General features: G+C 44.7%; 13 protein-coding genes and 1 pseudogene. 8 read left to right on the top strand and 6 right to left on the bottom strand.

Annotation, left to right across the window (positions count from 1 at the left end; all coding sequences use genetic code 11):
• A partial coding sequence (locus RT018_RS14110) for an S-layer homology domain-containing protein (protein WP_312942929.1) occupies nt 1–1900 on the top strand: 1900 nt, incomplete at its 5' end.
• A gap of 619 nt (nt 1901–2519) precedes the next feature.
• Here RT018_RS14110 and RT018_RS14105 read toward each other — a convergent pair.
• The 6 genes from RT018_RS14105 to RT018_RS14085 form a co-directional block, all read right to left on the bottom strand.
• Entirely contained in the window at nt 2520–4337 is a 1818-nt protein-coding gene (locus RT018_RS14105; protein ID WP_312942928.1) for a histidine kinase, read from the bottom strand.
• A gap of 392 nt (nt 4338–4729) precedes the next feature.
• The gene (locus RT018_RS15880) at nt 4730–4816 is read right to left on the bottom strand and encodes a hypothetical protein (protein WP_397360394.1); all 87 of its coding nucleotides are present in this window, start codon (nt 4814–4816) and stop codon (nt 4730–4732) included.
• A 483-nt stretch (nt 4817–5299) separates the two neighbouring features.
• A complete protein-coding gene (locus RT018_RS14100; protein ID WP_312942927.1) occupies nt 5300–7423 on the bottom strand; it encodes a methyl-accepting chemotaxis protein in 2124 nt (707 codons plus the stop codon).
• A gap of 718 nt (nt 7424–8141) precedes the next feature.
• The gene (locus RT018_RS14095; RefSeq protein ID WP_312942926.1) at nt 8142–8771 is read right to left on the bottom strand and encodes a DUF2812 domain-containing protein; all 630 of its coding nucleotides are present in this window, start codon (nt 8769–8771) and stop codon (nt 8142–8144) included.
• Nucleotides 8768–9100 carry a helix-turn-helix transcriptional regulator gene (locus RT018_RS14090; RefSeq protein WP_312942932.1) on the bottom strand — a complete coding sequence of 111 codons (333 nt, stop codon included), beginning with the start codon at nt 9098–9100 and terminating at the stop codon, nt 8768–8770. Before RT018_RS14090 ends, RT018_RS14095 begins: the two co-directional genes overlap by 4 nt.
• 729 nt (nt 9101–9829) lie before the next feature.
• Nucleotides 9830–10690: a hypothetical protein gene (locus RT018_RS14085; RefSeq protein ID WP_312942925.1), complete on the bottom strand. Its 861-nt coding sequence runs from the start codon at nt 10688–10690 to the stop codon at nt 9830–9832.
• Nucleotides 10691–10995: 305 nt separating this feature from the next.
• Between RT018_RS14085 and RT018_RS14080 the strand changes: the two genes are divergently transcribed.
• The 7 genes and pseudogenes from RT018_RS14080 to RT018_RS14050 all read left to right on the top strand — a co-directional run.
• A complete protein-coding gene (locus RT018_RS14080; RefSeq protein WP_312942924.1) occupies nt 10996–12141 on the top strand; it encodes an amidohydrolase family protein in 1146 nt (381 codons plus the stop codon).
• 319 nt (nt 12142–12460) lie between these two features.
• On the top strand, nt 12461–13261 hold the full coding sequence (locus RT018_RS14075; protein WP_312942922.1) for a tripartite tricarboxylate transporter substrate binding protein: 801 nt from the start codon (nt 12461–12463) through the stop codon (nt 13259–13261).
• Between the two features lie 121 nt (nt 13262–13382).
• Nucleotides 13383–13931 (top strand): tripartite tricarboxylate transporter TctB family protein, encoded by a 549-nt coding sequence (locus tag RT018_RS14070; RefSeq protein WP_312942921.1) that lies wholly within the window; start codon nt 13383–13385, stop codon nt 13929–13931.
• Nucleotides 13931–15433, top strand: a complete 1503-nt coding sequence (locus tag RT018_RS14065; protein ID WP_312942920.1) for a tripartite tricarboxylate transporter permease — start codon at nt 13931–13933, stop codon at nt 15431–15433. Before RT018_RS14070 ends, RT018_RS14065 begins: the two co-directional genes overlap by 1 nt.
• Before the next feature lie 13 nt (nt 15434–15446).
• Nucleotides 15447–16283 (top strand): MBL fold metallo-hydrolase, encoded by an 837-nt coding sequence (locus tag RT018_RS14060; RefSeq protein ID WP_312942919.1) that lies wholly within the window; start codon nt 15447–15449, stop codon nt 16281–16283.
• 146 nt (nt 16284–16429) lie between these two features.
• Nucleotides 16430–16696 carry a hypothetical protein gene (locus tag RT018_RS14055; protein ID WP_397360388.1) on the top strand — a complete coding sequence of 89 codons (267 nt, stop codon included), beginning with the start codon at nt 16430–16432 and terminating at the stop codon, nt 16694–16696.
• 53 nt (nt 16697–16749) lie between these two features.
• A pseudogene (locus tag RT018_RS14050) lies at nt 16750–17006 on the top strand (hypothetical protein); the annotation flags it as partial.

The following is a 17006-nucleotide window of genomic DNA, read 5'->3' as shown; positions in this document are numbered from 1 at the left end:
GCAAAGTGTTAACACGGGCAAAGGGACAGCGGCCCCCACAGCACCCCAAAGAAGCGGTTATATTTTTGTCGGTTGGTATCAGGAAATCACATGTATGAATACGTGGAATTTCAGCCTCGACACCATCACCGGAGATATGACACTGTATGCAAAGTGGGTGCAGGATACATACAGCGTGAGCGGCATCGTGGGGGATGAGGACTCCAAGGCTGTAAAAGGCGCCACGGTGAAGATGATGATGGGAAATACACAGTTCGGTGCAGCCGTCCTGACGGATGATAAGGGCAAATTCACCATAACAGGCGTACCCGCTGGCAACTATAACATCGTGGTTACAAAGGATAACCAGACGGTCACGCTGTACATCTCGGTCAGCGGCGATTATAAATACGCCGGCCAGATTACCCTGCCTATGGGAAATAAGAGTTCTGAGGTTGATATAGTAGGGACGGGCACACCAGACGTGGTGGAAAAAGGGCTCAACGATCTTTTTGAAAAAGACAAAATGGCCTATAACGATGACGATGAGGAAGCCGTTGTTAAAGGCGGCACGGTAAAAATAAAATTGACCGTGCAAAAGGACGACAGTTCGGAGGACCGGAATACCGTGGTCGCGGAGATGAGTTCGGACGGATACAAATCCGGAATCGTCCTCGACGTAGCCATGGAGAAGACGGTCACGGATAGTAGCGGAGCAATTAAAGGAAAGACCCCGATTACTAAACTTCAAAATCCGATCACACTTATAATACCGCTTCCGGAGGAGCTTCAGGGCAAGAGTAATTATGTGGTATACCGCATCCATGATTACGACGGCACGAAAAAGACGGAAGCGATTACAACAACGGCAAATGCAGTCGAATATATTGAAGTCAGTGCGGACAAGACCTATTTGACCCTGCACGCAAAATTCTTCAGCGCTTATGCCATCGGATATACGGAGGGAGGTACACCCAGTCCTAGCTCCAATTCGGGTTCCGATTCAGACTCCGGACAGAGCTATTCCGTCACGGTTTCGACCGGCAAAGGCGGCCGTATAAGTCCGTCCGGCAGTGTCCGCATCGAAAAGGGCGCCGATAAGACCTTTACATTTACTCCGGATGAAGGCTATGCGATTTCGGATGTTCTGATCGACGGGAAAAGTGTTGGCGCAGTGAGCAGCTATACTTTTAAAAAGATGGATACAGCGCATACGATCCGCGCCGTTTTCGTAAAGGCGGAGGGACTGCCGTACTATCTTGACAATAGCGGCAGCAAAGTGTTCGTTGGATTTGCATCGGATGCATCTGGCAAGATGAACTATATCGCGCCAAAGGGCAAGGCGGTACTCTTTACACCGAATCCGAAGAACTTTACCGACACGTCAGGCCACTGGGCAAAATCCTATATTGATTTCGTCACCCAGCGCGAACTATTTGTGGGGACGGATGCAAATACTTTCTCACCGGACAGCGGCATGACGCGCGCTATGTTCGCCGCAGTCATCGGTCGTCTTTACGAACGAAGCTACGGTCCGATTACGGTAACTGGAGAGACATTTGCGGATGTCCCAGACGGCAAGTATTATAAGCCGTACGTGCTCTGGGCCCAGAAAAACGGTATCATTTTAGGTATTAAACAAAATCAGTTTGCGCCGAACCGTAAAATTACCCGAGAGGAGATGGCGGCGATCCTGTACCGCTTTGCGGAGTTCATGAGAGTTTCCGGTGAGGCTTCGGCCACGGAGCTAACCTATTCGGATTTGGACGATGTTCACGCATGGGCAATTGATGCGGTGAAGTACTGCCGTCAGAACGGTATCATCGTCGGGCGAACCGACGGAAGCTTTGCGCCGAAAGATACCGCGACGCGTGCGGAGGTCGCGACAATTTTGAACCGGTTTATAGAAGTCGTCGTTTAAAAAACAGCCCTCTTCTCTAAAAGTTTGCCACGGGTGGTTCAGATTTCCTGTATATTTAGACACCATATTTATTAAAAGTAAGTAGTACAGGGGCAGAGCGGACAGCAGTTTACACTGCTGTCCGCTTTTTATGGGGTTATATAAAGATTGCGTTTTTCCGGCGGTATGAGAATATTAAATCACAATGTACACGCTGGATATTGTAATGGCGAAGTCAAAATTCAAGACATATTTTAATCTGTTTGCGTTTTTGAATTTTAGTTGAGCTAATGTATCACCCCTCTCACATATTTTGTGATTGCTTGTATGCAAAACAAAAAATCTCCGATTCATAAAAAGAGTCAGAACACTTAATTACCATCATTTTTTGGTGTAAACTGTGATTCTATTTTTTCATTATAAGTAGGGAGGCTTGCGAAATTTATGGCAGCACACAAACCAGTTCAATTCCGTTCATGCCAGACATCTCGATATCAAGAAAGGCTATGTCAGGCTGAAATCCGTTTTGAATTTCAGTCAAAGCTGTCATGGGGCTCGTAAATCCTCTGATTTCAGCCTGCGGCTGAACTTTTTTCAATTTGGAAATAAATTTTTCAACGCGAGCCTTTCATCATCAACCTCAATTAGGTTCATTTTCAGTCTCCTTTGGTATCATGATTACAACGGTTGTATTAGCTCCTAATTGGCTGCTAATTTCCAGCGTCCCGTGGCACATCCGGGCAAGGCGCTCTCTTACATTGCAGATCCCGATATGGCCTCTGCCATTTTGATCGATGCTTTCCGGGGCAAACCCCATCCCGTTATCCGATACAGTGATTGTATAGGCTGTTTCGGTTTCTTCAACCGAAATACTCACCGTGCCGCCCTCCGGCTTTTTCGTCACACCGTGCCGCACCGCGTTTTCAACGATTGGCTGTATCACCAAAGGCGGCACCATAAACCCGCCGGCTTTTATGTCGTATGTAACATTCAGCCGATCTTCAAAACGTATTTGCTCCAGCGATAGGTACTGCTTTACGTTCTCCAGTTCTTTCTCAATAAGAATCAATCGCGTCTCGGTTGAAAAATCAATGTTGGTCCGAAGATAATTCGCGAAGTCAGCGATTGCCGTTTGCGCCTTTTGACTGTCTACTTCGCAAAGCTGCTCAATAGCAGTTAGCGTGTTATAAAGGAAATGTGGTTTAATCTGCGTCTGCATCAGTGCCACTTCCGTCATCTTCACTTGCTCAGTTACAGTCTGATACTGCTGACGAATTTGCTGACTTTCCAATTGCATCTGTCTGACATGCTCAGCTATGGCAATGGTAAAAACTACGGAAACGGCTAGCATAACAATCAGCTCGATGGGGAGATGAAACGATAAAAAACCAATCTGAATCATGCCTTCGCAAACAAGCATGGACGCCGTATACAACAGGATTGTCAATCCCCATCCGAGCATAAACAAGCGCTGTTCCTTATGACCCGCTCTTTGCATCCTAAAAGAAAAATACAAAATAACTATTGGAACAATAATTGTCAGGCAATGTCCATAAAAGTTTGCCGCCACCTTGTCCATAAAGCAAACAGGGTAATCCAGAAGGCAGGCTGCAATAAAGATCAATAAGCACTTATAATACCGCTTGCTGTAAGCTTTAACATCGGAAAAAATCCCAAAAAAAACGATGATTGAAACAATAAACAGCAGTCCAATTTCAATCGATAAGCTCATGAACACATAGGAATGTTCCGGCATTAGAATATTATGCATTCCATAATTAATGCTTTGATGAATGGTAAGCAGTAAGATACAAATTGAAAATGCCATAAAGATCTTATTTTTCATTCTAAAATATGCAATTGAATTCATAAGAACAACCGAAATCAGCATCCCAAAGAAAAAGCTGTACAAACAAAACTCTATGATCCTGACCTGGTTCAATTCCTTTTGTGTATAAAACTCCAGCGTATAGTTATGTGAATAGCAGGATTCAATTCTCATATAAATGGGTTTCTCGCCAAGGGTATGTGGATCCAATCGAAACACCGGATATGCCAGACGTTCGTCATTTCTTACAGAACTGTTTGCCCAACCCGAATAACGTACTTCATAGCCGTTTTCCGAGGGTGTGTATAGCTGTACATTCTGAATATTGGGGCAGAAAAGGGCAGTATATTCTTTCAGATACTGTGGGTCGTCTGTTGGAATTTTGATCCAATAGGTTGAGTGACTTCTTCCAAATGCAAAATTTGTACCATCTATTTGTGTAAATTCACCTGTCAGATCAACGTTTTCAATATCGCTTATGCTCAGTTGTCCCTTGGTGTCCTCAAAATAGGAAAAGCTTATACCTCCGGTTGTTTCACTTTTTGATTTTGGAGAAGCAAAACAAACAGCAGGTAGAATCGCTATTAGTACAAGAACGCACGCCCCAATTCTGATCGGCAAGTTTTTCACGCCATCACCTCAATTTTTCAAGTCACTTTTCTATTATTTATACTCAATTGAACAAAGGCGATTTTTCCTGCCGTAGCATTCATATTGAAAAAAGTAAAAGCAGCCAAAAACGCATCACTGTTTTTTATTATACAATAATTCTGCCGATAAAGGAACCAGCAGCCATTATTGAAAAAATCTAAAGAAAGTCCTTAAAAACACTCTACAGAACTAGAAAGGACCAATCTGTAAAGTACAAGTTCAGGTAAAACGATATGGATTTATCTTGCTTGACCCCGGCCTTGGAAAATGAATTCAACTATGGCAGCTATCTGAAGGAGACGGAGCAAAAGGAAGGGCCGGCAGACGCCGGCCCTTCCTTTTGCATTGTTTATTTTTTGTCCATCTCACGCTTACTTCGCCGTCGTGTTCCAGCCCGCAAAGGTATACCCAGTGCGGGTGGGGGTTCGTCGTCGGCAACGCGGCTGTGCCGCCGACAATCGCCGTTGTGCTCACTGCACTTGCGGATGTTCTTCCTCCGTTTTGATTAAAAGTAACGGTATGGATTTTTCCAAACGCCGCGCTGATGGGGACGGCGGCATTGGGCATGGTGAAATAGTAAAGATGTTGAGTGTTATGGTTTCGCCGGGAATCCCGTTGGCGGTGCCATGTGTTACCGTCCCGATTGCGATGCCCGTTTCGACAGCAACGGCATACGTGGCTTTTCCAACACAGCTATGGGAATTAATCGGTTCAGAAAAGGTGGAATCACTTGATTATACTGTAAGGTTGCAGTGAAGGCAGTTGTTTTTTTGTACCCGCTGGCACCTCTACAATGGTGAGCGGAAACACACCACACATAATCGGACGCACCTTGCTATTAAAAAGAGAACTTGCTCGACTCTATCGATCTTGAAACCGAATTTCCTGAAGCATCCTCCCTGACTTCCAATAACTAGGCGGAGCAACGTATATCGTATATTTTAGTATTTATTTCCTGCGCTCGCGGGATTCTTACTTGAATCTATAATGTCTTCCCTCATGGACTCAGACAAATGATCTATTTGGCCTTTCCGCAATTGGAACTGTTCCATATGGTCCTGCAGCATTTTAGCCTGACTGCTAAGCTCTTCGCTTGCCGCTGCACTTTCTTCAGCCGTTGCACTGTTGTTTTGAATGACCGAGGAAATTTGATCAACACCTATTGTAATCTGTGACACAGCTTCTGATTGTTCTTTAGAAGCTTGCGCTATTTCTTTTACAAAAGCCTGAACTTTTTTGGAACCTTCTACCACGTTTTTCATAGATTGTGCGTTTCCATCTACAATTTTTGCACCCTGTTCAACGGCTTGTACGGTTTCTTCAATGAGATCGCTTGTCGTCTTTGCAGCCTCTGCTGACTTCTGCGCCAAGTTTCTAACTTCATCCGCAACAACAGCAAATCCTTTCCCAGCGCTGCCTGCCCGCGCAGCTTCAACTGCTGCATTTAGCGCGAGGATATTTGTCTGGAAAGCAATATCATCAATTGTTTTAATAATTCTGCCGATTTCTGCTGATTTCGCATTGATGTTATTCATAGCAGTTTTCATTTTTTCCATTTGGTTATTGCTATCGATTACTGCTTCATCTGTAGATATAGCCTCTGTATGTGCAAGTTCGGCATTATTTGCAGTATTGTTTATGCGTGTTGAAATTTCAATAATAGACGCAGAAAGTTCTTCAATACTGCTCGCCTGCTCAGTAGCTCCTTGGGCAAGTGCCTGCGCGCCCGCAGAAACCTGGTTCGATGCCAATGCAATTTGTACGGACGAGGACTTAACATTTTGAATGGTAGCAGAAAGATTATCCGATATGTTCAGCAAGGAATCCTTAATTTTTGAAAACTCACCAATGTATTTTTGCTTTAATTCAAAATACATTTTACCATCTGCAATACTATTGAGAATCTGTGATATTTCTTGAATATACTCCTTATATTCAACCAATGTAATTCCAATTCGCTTAAAAGCATCGATCAACTCGCCTACTTCGCCGCTTGCCTTGGTTTTTATATTTACATAAAAATCCCCGTTTGCAACTTTAAGCGCAACCTGAGATACTTCCTTAATTGGCTTTGAGATTTTTCTGCTGATAAAAACACCAATTAGAACGGCAGATATTGAGATAATCGATATGATAGTAATTGCCAGACTGATTAAGTTCCTAACGGGGGTTAATAGGCTGCCTTTATCCAGCAATGCTACATAACTCCAGCCTGTATCTTCACTTTTTATAGATTTAATCAGGTAAGTTTTGTTGTTTATTTCAGTTTCATTATAATCTGCGCCAGATGAAATAAGTGTGCTGACACCGATTCCGTATACCTCTTCAACACTTTTAAAGTTATTCGCGTCATTACTAGGATCCGCAATAATGGTTCCGCTGTCATCAATAATGGTAAAATACCCTTTTACATCTGTTCCTGCTTGTTTTACCAGTTGTGTGATCTTATCCAAGCTCATATCCAAAGCAACAACGCCGATTATCTTTCCACTTTGGTCTTTCAGAGCCTGAGAGCCACCTATAATAACAATATCATCGGTTGCAAAATAGTAAGGCGCCCCCAATACTGCTTTATCCGGATTTTTCATTGCATTCGGATACCATGACCTCTGTCTGGGATCATAGGGACCATCCATATTCCCCTCTGGATATTGTATGTATCCCCCTGATTCAGTGCCCATATAGACATATTGATAATTAAGGTGTGTTTCTCCAAATTCTTTAAAGCGCTGATAGATTGCTTTTTCCACATCGCCATTTTGGCTTGGAGCCATTTTAATATTTCCATTGCTGTTTACATAACTTGTCAAAGTGCTATCGGCCTGTTTCACGATGGCCTCATTTGCAAATTCACTAACATTATTTAACAGATCCGCAAAAATTGAATCAATGCTATTATTGAACATTTCGAGTTGCCGATTTGATGCGCTTTTCTGCTCAGATAAGATGGTTTGTGCCGTGGAATTAATAAAAATTGCAGAAACCAAAATTAGAGGGCACAATGAAAACAGTAGAATTATAATGCTGAGTCTTACCTGCAAACTTGAAATGAATTTTTTAAACATTGTCGCACTCTCTTTCTTATAGAAGCCCTTTTCTATGTAAACTATCCCTTTATATAATTATATCCAAAGCGATAAAAAACGCAATATAATTTTTTAACCCTGTCCAATGGAGGGATCCCTGCAAACAGAACCAATTCACCTAAATTTTACAATTTTTTTGCTAAATCACTTGGAGAGATATCCCTCCAGCCGTAGTGGAGGCGGATAATAAAATTTCTATGTTAATTTTAACATTTTACATTTAACTTACAACATCCTGGCTGGTCATTTTGGCTATCCCACGGGCGGTGTAAAGTTTAAGTCCAAGGATCAGAAAAAAACGGTAGCGCACGATGTCATAATAGCGGACAAAGGGCGGCTCAATAAAGTCCTATACAATCCTAAAAAAGGCTGTTCTATAAAGGACACGGTAAAGTAAAAAACGTCGCAATCCATTGCGGCACAATTGGAAAACGCTCCCTGCTAAGGGAGTAGTGCGGATAAACACAGCGAGGGTTCAAATCCCTCCTTCTCCGCCATCGAAGGACCGACGATTTTGAATCGTCGGTCCTTCGTTTTGTCTGTATTTATGGGTTCACAGATCATAGATGCTGTAAGAACACTCGCATGTGAATTAAATCTTATAGGATTGCCTAGTGAACTGTCTAAGTTAGGTTTCTTGATGAACCAGTATTGAATTTCTGTTTTTTCAAAGTATGGATACATATTGCTGTCTTGTTTATTCAAAGGTTTTACTTTCTTCTTTTAACTGGTTAACTAATGATGAATATTTCACCGTTGGGATAGCAAACAGAATTCCAAAGAATAGTATAACAGTTCTAATAACCCATGTCATGGGAATGGACACCGAAGAACTATCGGGAACAAATGTTATGGCAGTTAAGCCAAACATCAAGAGGACAGCCCATACATAGGCACGTCTAGCCGTCTTGTAAGTGTCCAACTTATCGCGCACATCTGTGTGTAATTCAAAGGGTTTTCCGTCTCGCTTTTTTTCTAAAATCAAAAGCTCTTTGTTGAACCCGCCGGGAGAGGTCGCAATCTGCCCCATGCCTTTTGCGTAGGGGCGCCATTTTATTTTGCCATAAGAAAAATTTAGGTTGATGTTTTTAGTAAAAGTGCGAAACCCCATGCTTTCCAGATACCCGCGGTAATCCTTTCCTTTGGAATATGATTTCTCCGCAATAAACTCTACGGTATATTCATATTCGTTTGGATTACAATCGTCAAAAGTATAGGTCATCCTTCCAGATTTCTTTAAGCGGTAACCTTGCTCAGCCATGCTGTTCAACCATTTTTTCTGTCCATCCAAAAAATCAAAAAAGTATCGAAATACTGTTTTACTCATTTGCTTTTCTCCCCCTTAATAATTGTCGAGGCCAATTCACATACTTTGCCCATACGCGTTAACTCTTCTTGCGCTTTCTGCCTTCCGGTATCGGTTATAATATACTCTTTCTTTCTGCTATCAGCTTCATTGCCAAAAGGGGCAATCCATTTTTTCTTTATCAAGGCATTGATCGCGCCGTACAAAGTGCCAGCCCCTAAAACAACCCGTCCATTCGTTTCCTTTTCAATAAACTGCATAATCCCATATCCATGATTAGGTCTATATGCAGCCAACAGGACAAGAAATGTTGTTTCCGTCAAAGCGCCGCCTTTTATATTATCCCTAATTTGAACCACCACCCACATTAATACGTTTACTGTAATATATCACTATACGTAATAAATGTCAATAGTTACTCATTGAAAATACCAGTAAATTCTTCATATATCTTTTTCAGCGGCTAAAGCCATTAAATTCAAGTGTAAATACTGCTTCATAACTGACCGTAAGCCATTGATATTGCTGGTTTTCTTGAATAAATGCCGTAAAAACACTCGGACCAGACAGGACAGGATTGTTTTTTACGAAAGTAAAAGGCTATCCTGTTTGCTTTTTGCCCTGATTTCCATGAAATCAGGGCAAAATCGGCTGAATATACCTGTTATAAATCCGCATATAATTGACTTTACGAATGCTGATAAGCTCACATCTACAATTACCAGACCACTCAAAAACGCTCAAAAATCACTGCTTTAGTGATTTTTGAGCGCTTTTCTTTTGTTCTTACTTACTCTTACAAATACCTAAATTGTAGTCACTGTTGAAAAGTTCTTAAAATAGTCCTAAAAAAATACGCTACATCACTAGAAAAAACCAACCTATAAGGTACAGGTTCAACAGTTAAAGCACCACGCATATGCGTGGTGCTTTAACTAGCACGCCAGAGTCCGAGTCCGGTGTGTTAAAAGATAATGATTGGCGTACAGTCACTTTGCCGTGAATAAAATTACTGTTGCAATACATTTAGCAACAGTAATTATTATTTAACGTTTTAAGATTCAGCAATAAACATCGACTTAATCATGATAAGCGGCAAGCGCCAGAATCGACTCAAACTCAGGCAATGGATTAGACCTAAGCATTTCCTCCGTTATCACTATGCGGGTGCCAATAGTATAGGCAAAAAAGCGCTTGGATAAAAAGACGATGGTTTCTTGTGGTGTAAAGCGAATTGCTCCCGTACTGGGAGCGACAGTTAGCAGCGCATTAATCCGCTTGACCAGTGCTTTTCCAATGGCAAAATCGGTGTCACAGCTATAGAGCCGGCAGGTATCGGATAAAATGCCCAGGTCATCTTCCACGGGCACATAACCCGCATCCTGCAAGAATTCGCTTAGCGCTGGTTCCTCTACCAGATCGTTTTGGAGCAGAAGCCAGTCGCCACTTCCAGGCTGCTGTCGGCGCACAGCAACAATCATACCCGAAAGAAAGCGATAGGTAGGGTTACCTTTGGTATTGTGGAGTGCATAGTGAAATGTGACCTCGGAACCCTGCACCTGCATTTGATCAACTTCACCGCTGAAACCATGACGGCAAACCAATCCTTGACGTTCACGCCGAATTGGGAGCAGCTTCAAGCTGGCAATATCGTCCTCAGACCAGAGGCCTTTTGGCGTATCACGATAATGCGCCAAAGAAGGACAAAGTCCAAAGCGGGTGCGCTCCGCCGCGAAGCGTAGACCATACTCTTTGAGATGGGGACGTAGATAGAAATAGTAAAACGCCAAAGCAATAGCATACATAAAAGCGGAAAATGCATAACTGACGAAAAGCATAAAGCTGGCAATAACAAGAAGTGTGATAAATAATATTTGTACGTTGCGCAGCCGCTTCCGCATGGCGGTCAGTTGTACGTATGCTGCTAAACTCGTATCCATTATGTGAAAACTCCTCCTGAAAAATATGCTACTACTATACCAGAAAGCAGCTCTAAAAAACACACCCTTTTAAAAAATATTTAAGGTGGAAGCAACACTTATAAAAAAGAAATATGTAAATGTTGCATAAATTTTAAGCGCTTCATTGTGGCTGATAACAAAACTTAAACAAAGTATTACAAAAAAAAGACTTGGTGTAATCTTGGTATGTAATTAGTTACAAAAATTTTCATATATATAAAACCCGTTACGTTTTTGCATATTGTTTAAGCCAAAGAACAGTTGAAAGGTGGGAGTTTTATTTTATGGGTGTATTGCTTATTAAAGGCGGCAGGGTTCTGGATCCCGCCAACCGAATTGATCGGGTGGAGGATGTGGCTATTGAAAACGGGAAAATTCTTTCACCGAAAGAATTTTCAGGTGATGTTCAGTTCACAGTGGATGCAACTGACTGTATTGTGACGCCCGGCCTGATTGATCACCACGTACACCTGTATCCCCTTATACCTAACGGCATTCCAGCCGAGGCGGTGTCTTTTGCCGCAGGCGTCACCACGGTGGTGGATGCTGGCAGCACCGGCTGCTCCACCTATCCGCTCCATCGTAGCTTTCTGGAAACCAGCAAACTGAATATCTTTTGCTGGCTGAATGTTTGCACTTCTGGTTTGGCAAGCTTGCCTATCGTTGAGGATGTGAATCCAGCCAACTACAACCCAACTCGTATTGCCGCGTGCTTTGAAAAGTATGGGGATCGCCTGATGGGCTTAAAGCTCCGCACCAGCAAAAATATCGTCAGAGAACTGGGTTATGAGCCCCTACGGGAAACAGTCAAGTTGGCTAATTCTCTGGGTGTGCCGGTTATGGTGCACTGTACCAATCCGCCAGGCCCTATGGAAGAGCTGTTGGATATTTTACGGCCCGGCGATGTGCTTACCCATATGTACCAGAATATTGGTCCCACGATTCTTGATGAGAGTGGTCATGTGTCCGCGGCAGCTAAGTCCGCTCGAGAAAAGGGCGTTGTATTCGAGGCTGCTGATGCACGCGCCCATTTCTCCTTTGAAGTGAGCGAGCCTTCCATTAAGGAAGGGTTTCTACCCGACATCATCGCCACTGATCTGACGGTGCTCAGTATGTATCAGCGTCCCACTTCGTTCAGTCTAGCAATGCAGCTGAACAAATATATGTATCTGGGTTTGAGCCTTGAAGAAGTCATCACCCGCTGTACCCTGAATCCTGCGAAACGGATGGGCTGCCTTGGTGAAATCGGTACTTTGACACCCGGCGCGGCAGCCGATGTAGCGGTTTTTCGGCCCGAGAATAGCAACAATACTTTCGGTGATCGGCCTTTTTACGAAAAAGATGGTGTAATCCGTTCAGGGAAGCTTTCTCTGAGGCCTGTTCTCACTGTAAAAAACGGCGAGATCGTCTATCGGGATATCAGCTTTTAATAGAACTTTTTGAAGAGATATAAAAACGAATTTGAACTTGCCTTCAGGTGGGTTTAAAGAACTCAATGCATTTAAAAAAGGAAGGGAAAACATTATGAAAATGAAGAAACTTGCAAGTCTCATCATGGCCGCCGCAATAGCCGCTTCGTTGGCTGGCTGTGGCAACTCTGGAAGTACTTCCTCTGCCGGCAGTCCCGCTCAGACTCCCTCTGGCAGTTCCGCGCAAGCTTCCACTAGTAGCACAACTAATCTCGATTGGCCTAAACAGCCTGTAAATATCATGGTCCCTGCTGCTGCTGCTGGCGGCGGCACGGACATCATGGTTCGTCTGGTTAACGAGTATTTTACCAAACTGACTGGTCAGACCTTCGTCATTACCAACCAAACAGGTATTGCGGGCTATGAGCAGACCCACCAGGCCAATACCGACGGCTACAACTTCATCGATGGAACCACCACGATCTTAACCTCTAAAGAGGACGGTACGTTAAGCTACGACTGGTCCGACTATGCGATGGTCGCCTTTATAGAGGGCAACTACAACACCGTTATCGCCGTTGAGGCCGATTCCCCCTATCAGACTATCAACGATTTGCTGGATGCCGCCAAAGCACCTGATTCCAAAGTGACCGGTGGCGTTACTATGAGCGGGCAGCCCTACTTGTTTGCAAAGGCTCTGGCTGCCAAGACCGGCATCGACCTGTACTATGTGGACGTTGGCAACACCAGTGAGCGCAATGCAGCTCTGCTGGGCGGTCAAGTTGACTATATTATTACAAATACCACAGCTGCACAGGCTTATGTGGATTCCGGAGACTTCCGCTTCATCGCAATTGACGGAAACGAGCGTTATGAACTGGCTCCCGATGTACCGACCTTCAAGGAGCAGGGCGTGGATTTCTGCTTCGTTTCGCAGCCGACTATCTGGTTGGCTCCTAAGGGTACCTCCGAGGATACCTGTGAAGCAATGAACGCCATTTTGGCTAAGATTTGGGCTGATCCAAACTTTAAGGAGGATATGCGTGGGTTGAACGCCATTGTTTATGCTATGCCCTCCGTTTCGGAATCCACGACGATTGCTCAGCAATACGCGGAAGAATTGGCTCCTTACATCAAGTAATTTGTTTATGCATATTTAAAAGGCACGAGCAAGGCCCTGCATTTCGCCCAAGGCGGGGTGTAGGGCCCTCGTATATATTTTCTGGTGAAAGTGTGCTCGATAAGAGCCTTTGGAGGAAATCATGAAACAAAAAATCGACTCTTTTTCAGAAAGATTCATTCGGGCCTACTACGTCTATAAAAATGTTTGGCTGGGAGTTTTTTTGAGTGTTGTTTCTGCATACCTGTTTTACATTTCATTTAATATTAAAATTATGAAGGAACCGGTGTCCAATCTGGATACCGCCCGTTTCTTCCCGCAACTGGTGTTCGGAACCCTGATTCCCATCGGCATCATTATGATACTACGCGGGTTTAAGGATGCAAAGCAAAACCGTGAAACCATACCCACTGGTCAGGATCTGGCAGACGCCGTGCAGGGTTTTGAACGCGGTTTTGTCGCGCTAGTTAGCATCACGATTTTTATTGCGCTCATGGAACCCATTGGGTTTATCCCTGCCGCCATTATCTACATGATTGCAAGCATGTTTTTCATGAGCGCTAAAGAGGGGTGGAAACCTGTGGCTTATGTGATTGCTGCTATTTTGGTAGCCGTGGGTTGCTATTTTATTTTTCGTCAGTTTGTCTATGTCCATCTGCCAGATGGCATTTTGAAAGGAGTTCTGAACTAATGGCGGCATTACTCAGCGGCTTTATTGCGCTCTTTACGCCCAAACTGCTTCTGCTGACCTTTGTCGGCGTTGCAATCGGCATTATTTTTGGTGCCATCCCCGGTCTGAGCGCCACCATGGCAATCTGCTTGTTTTTACCCATGACATTTGGCATGAATGTCAATGAAGCTTTTGTCACTATGGTTGCTTTGTATATCGGCGGAGTTTCCGGTGGCCTGATTTCGGCCATTCTGATTAATATACCTGGTTCAGCCATGTCCATTGCCACTTGCTACGATGGCAACCCAATGGCAACCAGCGGCCATGCACAGCGCGCGCTGGGCATTGGTGTGGTTTTCAGCTGCCTAGGCACACTTTTCAGCGTGGTTATCATGATTTTTGCAGCTCCCTCTCTGGCTTCTGTGGCTGTCAAACTCGGACCCTTCGAGTACTTCGCCTTGACCTTCTTCGCGCTGGTACTGGTTGCCAGCGTAGGCAGCAAGGATGTGTTTGGTGGATTGGCTTCTGCGTTTCTTGGACTGGCATTCTGCATGGTTGGTATGGCACCTGTTGATGGAGCAATCCGCTATGATTTTGGCGTGACCAGTCTACTGCAGGGCATTCCACTGACCTCGGCAGCTGTGGGCATGTTTGCCACCACTGAAATTTTGCTAAACGTAGTGAAGCCTATTCTGCCTAACGAACTGACGCAGCGCAAGCGTGAGAAGATTAAGGGCTTTGGGTTTTCTATTGCGGAGCTGTTTGGTCAAACGAAAAACTTTCTCATGTCTTCTGTCATCGGTCTGTTCATTGGATTCCTGCCCGGCATGGGCGGCTCTCTGGCTAACCAGGTTGCTTATGTGGCCGTGCAAAAGAGTTCCAAGACCCCCGAAAAGTTTGGAACCGGTATTATGGATGGTATTGTTGCTTCCGAAACCTCCAACAACGCTTCCATTGGTGGTGCGATGATTCCCCTGCTGGCTCTGGGCATCCCCGGCGATGGCCCAACCGCCATGCTGCTAAGCGCCTTCACCATTCACGGATTGGTTTCTGGTCCGCTGCTGTTTAAAACAAGCGGCAACCTTGTTAACTTGATTTTTGCAGCCATGTTGGTTTCCTCAGTGGTTATGATTGTGATTGAATATTTTGGCATTCCTGTATTCTCTAAAATCATCGAGGTACCGCGTGAAATGCTGTACCCCATCGTTCTAGTCATCTGCGCCGTGGCAGCATTTGCCAATAACCGTAGCATGTTTGATGTGTGGTGTTTGTTGGCGTTTGGTATATTCGGATTCCTGATGGCCAAGTTTAATCTGCCCCGTACACCGTTTATCATGGGCTTTGTACTGGGCAACCAGATCGAAACCAACTTGCGCCGAGCCTTGCAGCTCAGCCGTGGCAGCTTTGGGCCATTCTTCACCCATCCTTTTAGCTGCGTGTTTCTACTGCTGTCCTTTATTTTAATCGTTAATACAATTATTCGCCAGGTGAAGGCACATAAACAAATCAAGACTGCGGTCTAAGGAGGAATACAAAATGTCAGAATTAGAAAGGATTGAGGGTTGGCTGCAAAATCCGTGGGAACTCACACAGAAGCCCTTCCATGTGATGGAGAATCTCTACTTTGTCGGTACCAGCTGGGTTTCCGTGTTTCTGCTCAAGACAGCGAAAGGTCTCGTGCTGATTGACTGTGCCATGAGGGAGACATGTTATCAGCTTGTGGACAATATTCGTGCACTGGGCTTTGACCCCCATGAAATCAAATATCTGCTTCTGAGCCACGGCTATTTTGATCACTGTGGTGCAGCCCGCTATGTTCAGGAAATGAGCGATTGCGAAACTTGGATTGGCCAAGACGATGCGTTTTTCTTTAAGGAGCGCCGTGATCTAATTTCCCACGAAGAAAGTGTGCCCACTTTTAAAATAGACCACTATTATGATTATAACAGTTCTCTGAATTTTGGCGATGTTCAGATCAAACCGGTGCATTGTCCAGGCCATACCCCTGGTACTACTAGCCTGTTCATCACCGTGCAGCACGAGGGTAAACCCGTTGTTTGTGCTATGCATGGCGGCTTGGGTGCACTAGTGTTGAGTAAAACAGAGATGGCAAAGATGCACCTGCCGATGGAAACCCGCCAGATTTATCTCCAGAGCATTGATCGGGTGCTAGATGCCCACGTGGATGTGTTGATTCCCAGTCACGTAGGTCATGCCAAGCCATACGGATATGATTTTTATTCACTGGCAGAGAAAAACGATGGCACTGGTAATGTGTTTGTTGATACCGGCGCTTGGCGGCGTATGCTGGAGGGCAAACGCCAGGAAATGGTGGACATGCTGGCCCGTGAAGCAGCTGAGCAGAACGGTTAATGTTATAAAATCAGTAGCAGATACACAAATGTGATTTGGTTCTATTGAAACGCGGGTTAAAAAGCCATCGTTTGCCCGCATTTTTTCTTGTAATGAGCAAGTAATAACAAAAGCAAGCAAAAGAACATACTGAGGAGGAAATTTTAATGCCTGTTGGCAAACGTATTTTTATTGCCTGCGGCAACGTAAGCATCAATCCCGGAGACATCATTCCGGGTGACCCTGACGGTGTGGTTACCATTCCCCGCAAGGACGCCGCCAAGGTGTTGGAGAACGCTAAAGTCTTTCAGGCGGCAGACGTGGTCACGCTGGAAGCTGCAAAGAATGGCACAGCTAAACGTGGCTCGGTCGATAAACTGCTGGAAGATAAAGAATTCGAGATCATGGATGACATCTATCACGTAAAAAGATGAGAGAATCAGGAGTAAATTATCATGCATGGAAAATTCTTCTTCCTCAGGAGATCATGTCCGAGGGCCGCGCTCTGCTGCAGAACGCCGGTCACACCATCATCGACGGACGCGGTTTTGAGACAGCGGACGTTTTGGCGGACATGAAGGAACATCAGCCGGACGCCATGATCGTCCGCATCACCCAAATTACCCGCGAGGTCATCGACGCCAATCCAAATCTCAAGGTCATCGTCCGTCACGGCGCGGGCTTTGACGCGCTGGCTATGATGATGCCCACCGCCTTTCTGATTAACACCGCCCGGGGCGGCTG

This window comes from Oscillibacter sp. (genome assembly GCF_032060045.1).
In the GTDB taxonomy this organism is placed as follows: domain Bacteria; phylum Bacillota; class Clostridia; order Oscillospirales; family Oscillospiraceae; genus Oscillibacter.
Note: the sequence above shows the minus strand (reverse complement) of the source record. Positions and strands in the feature narration are given on the sequence as shown.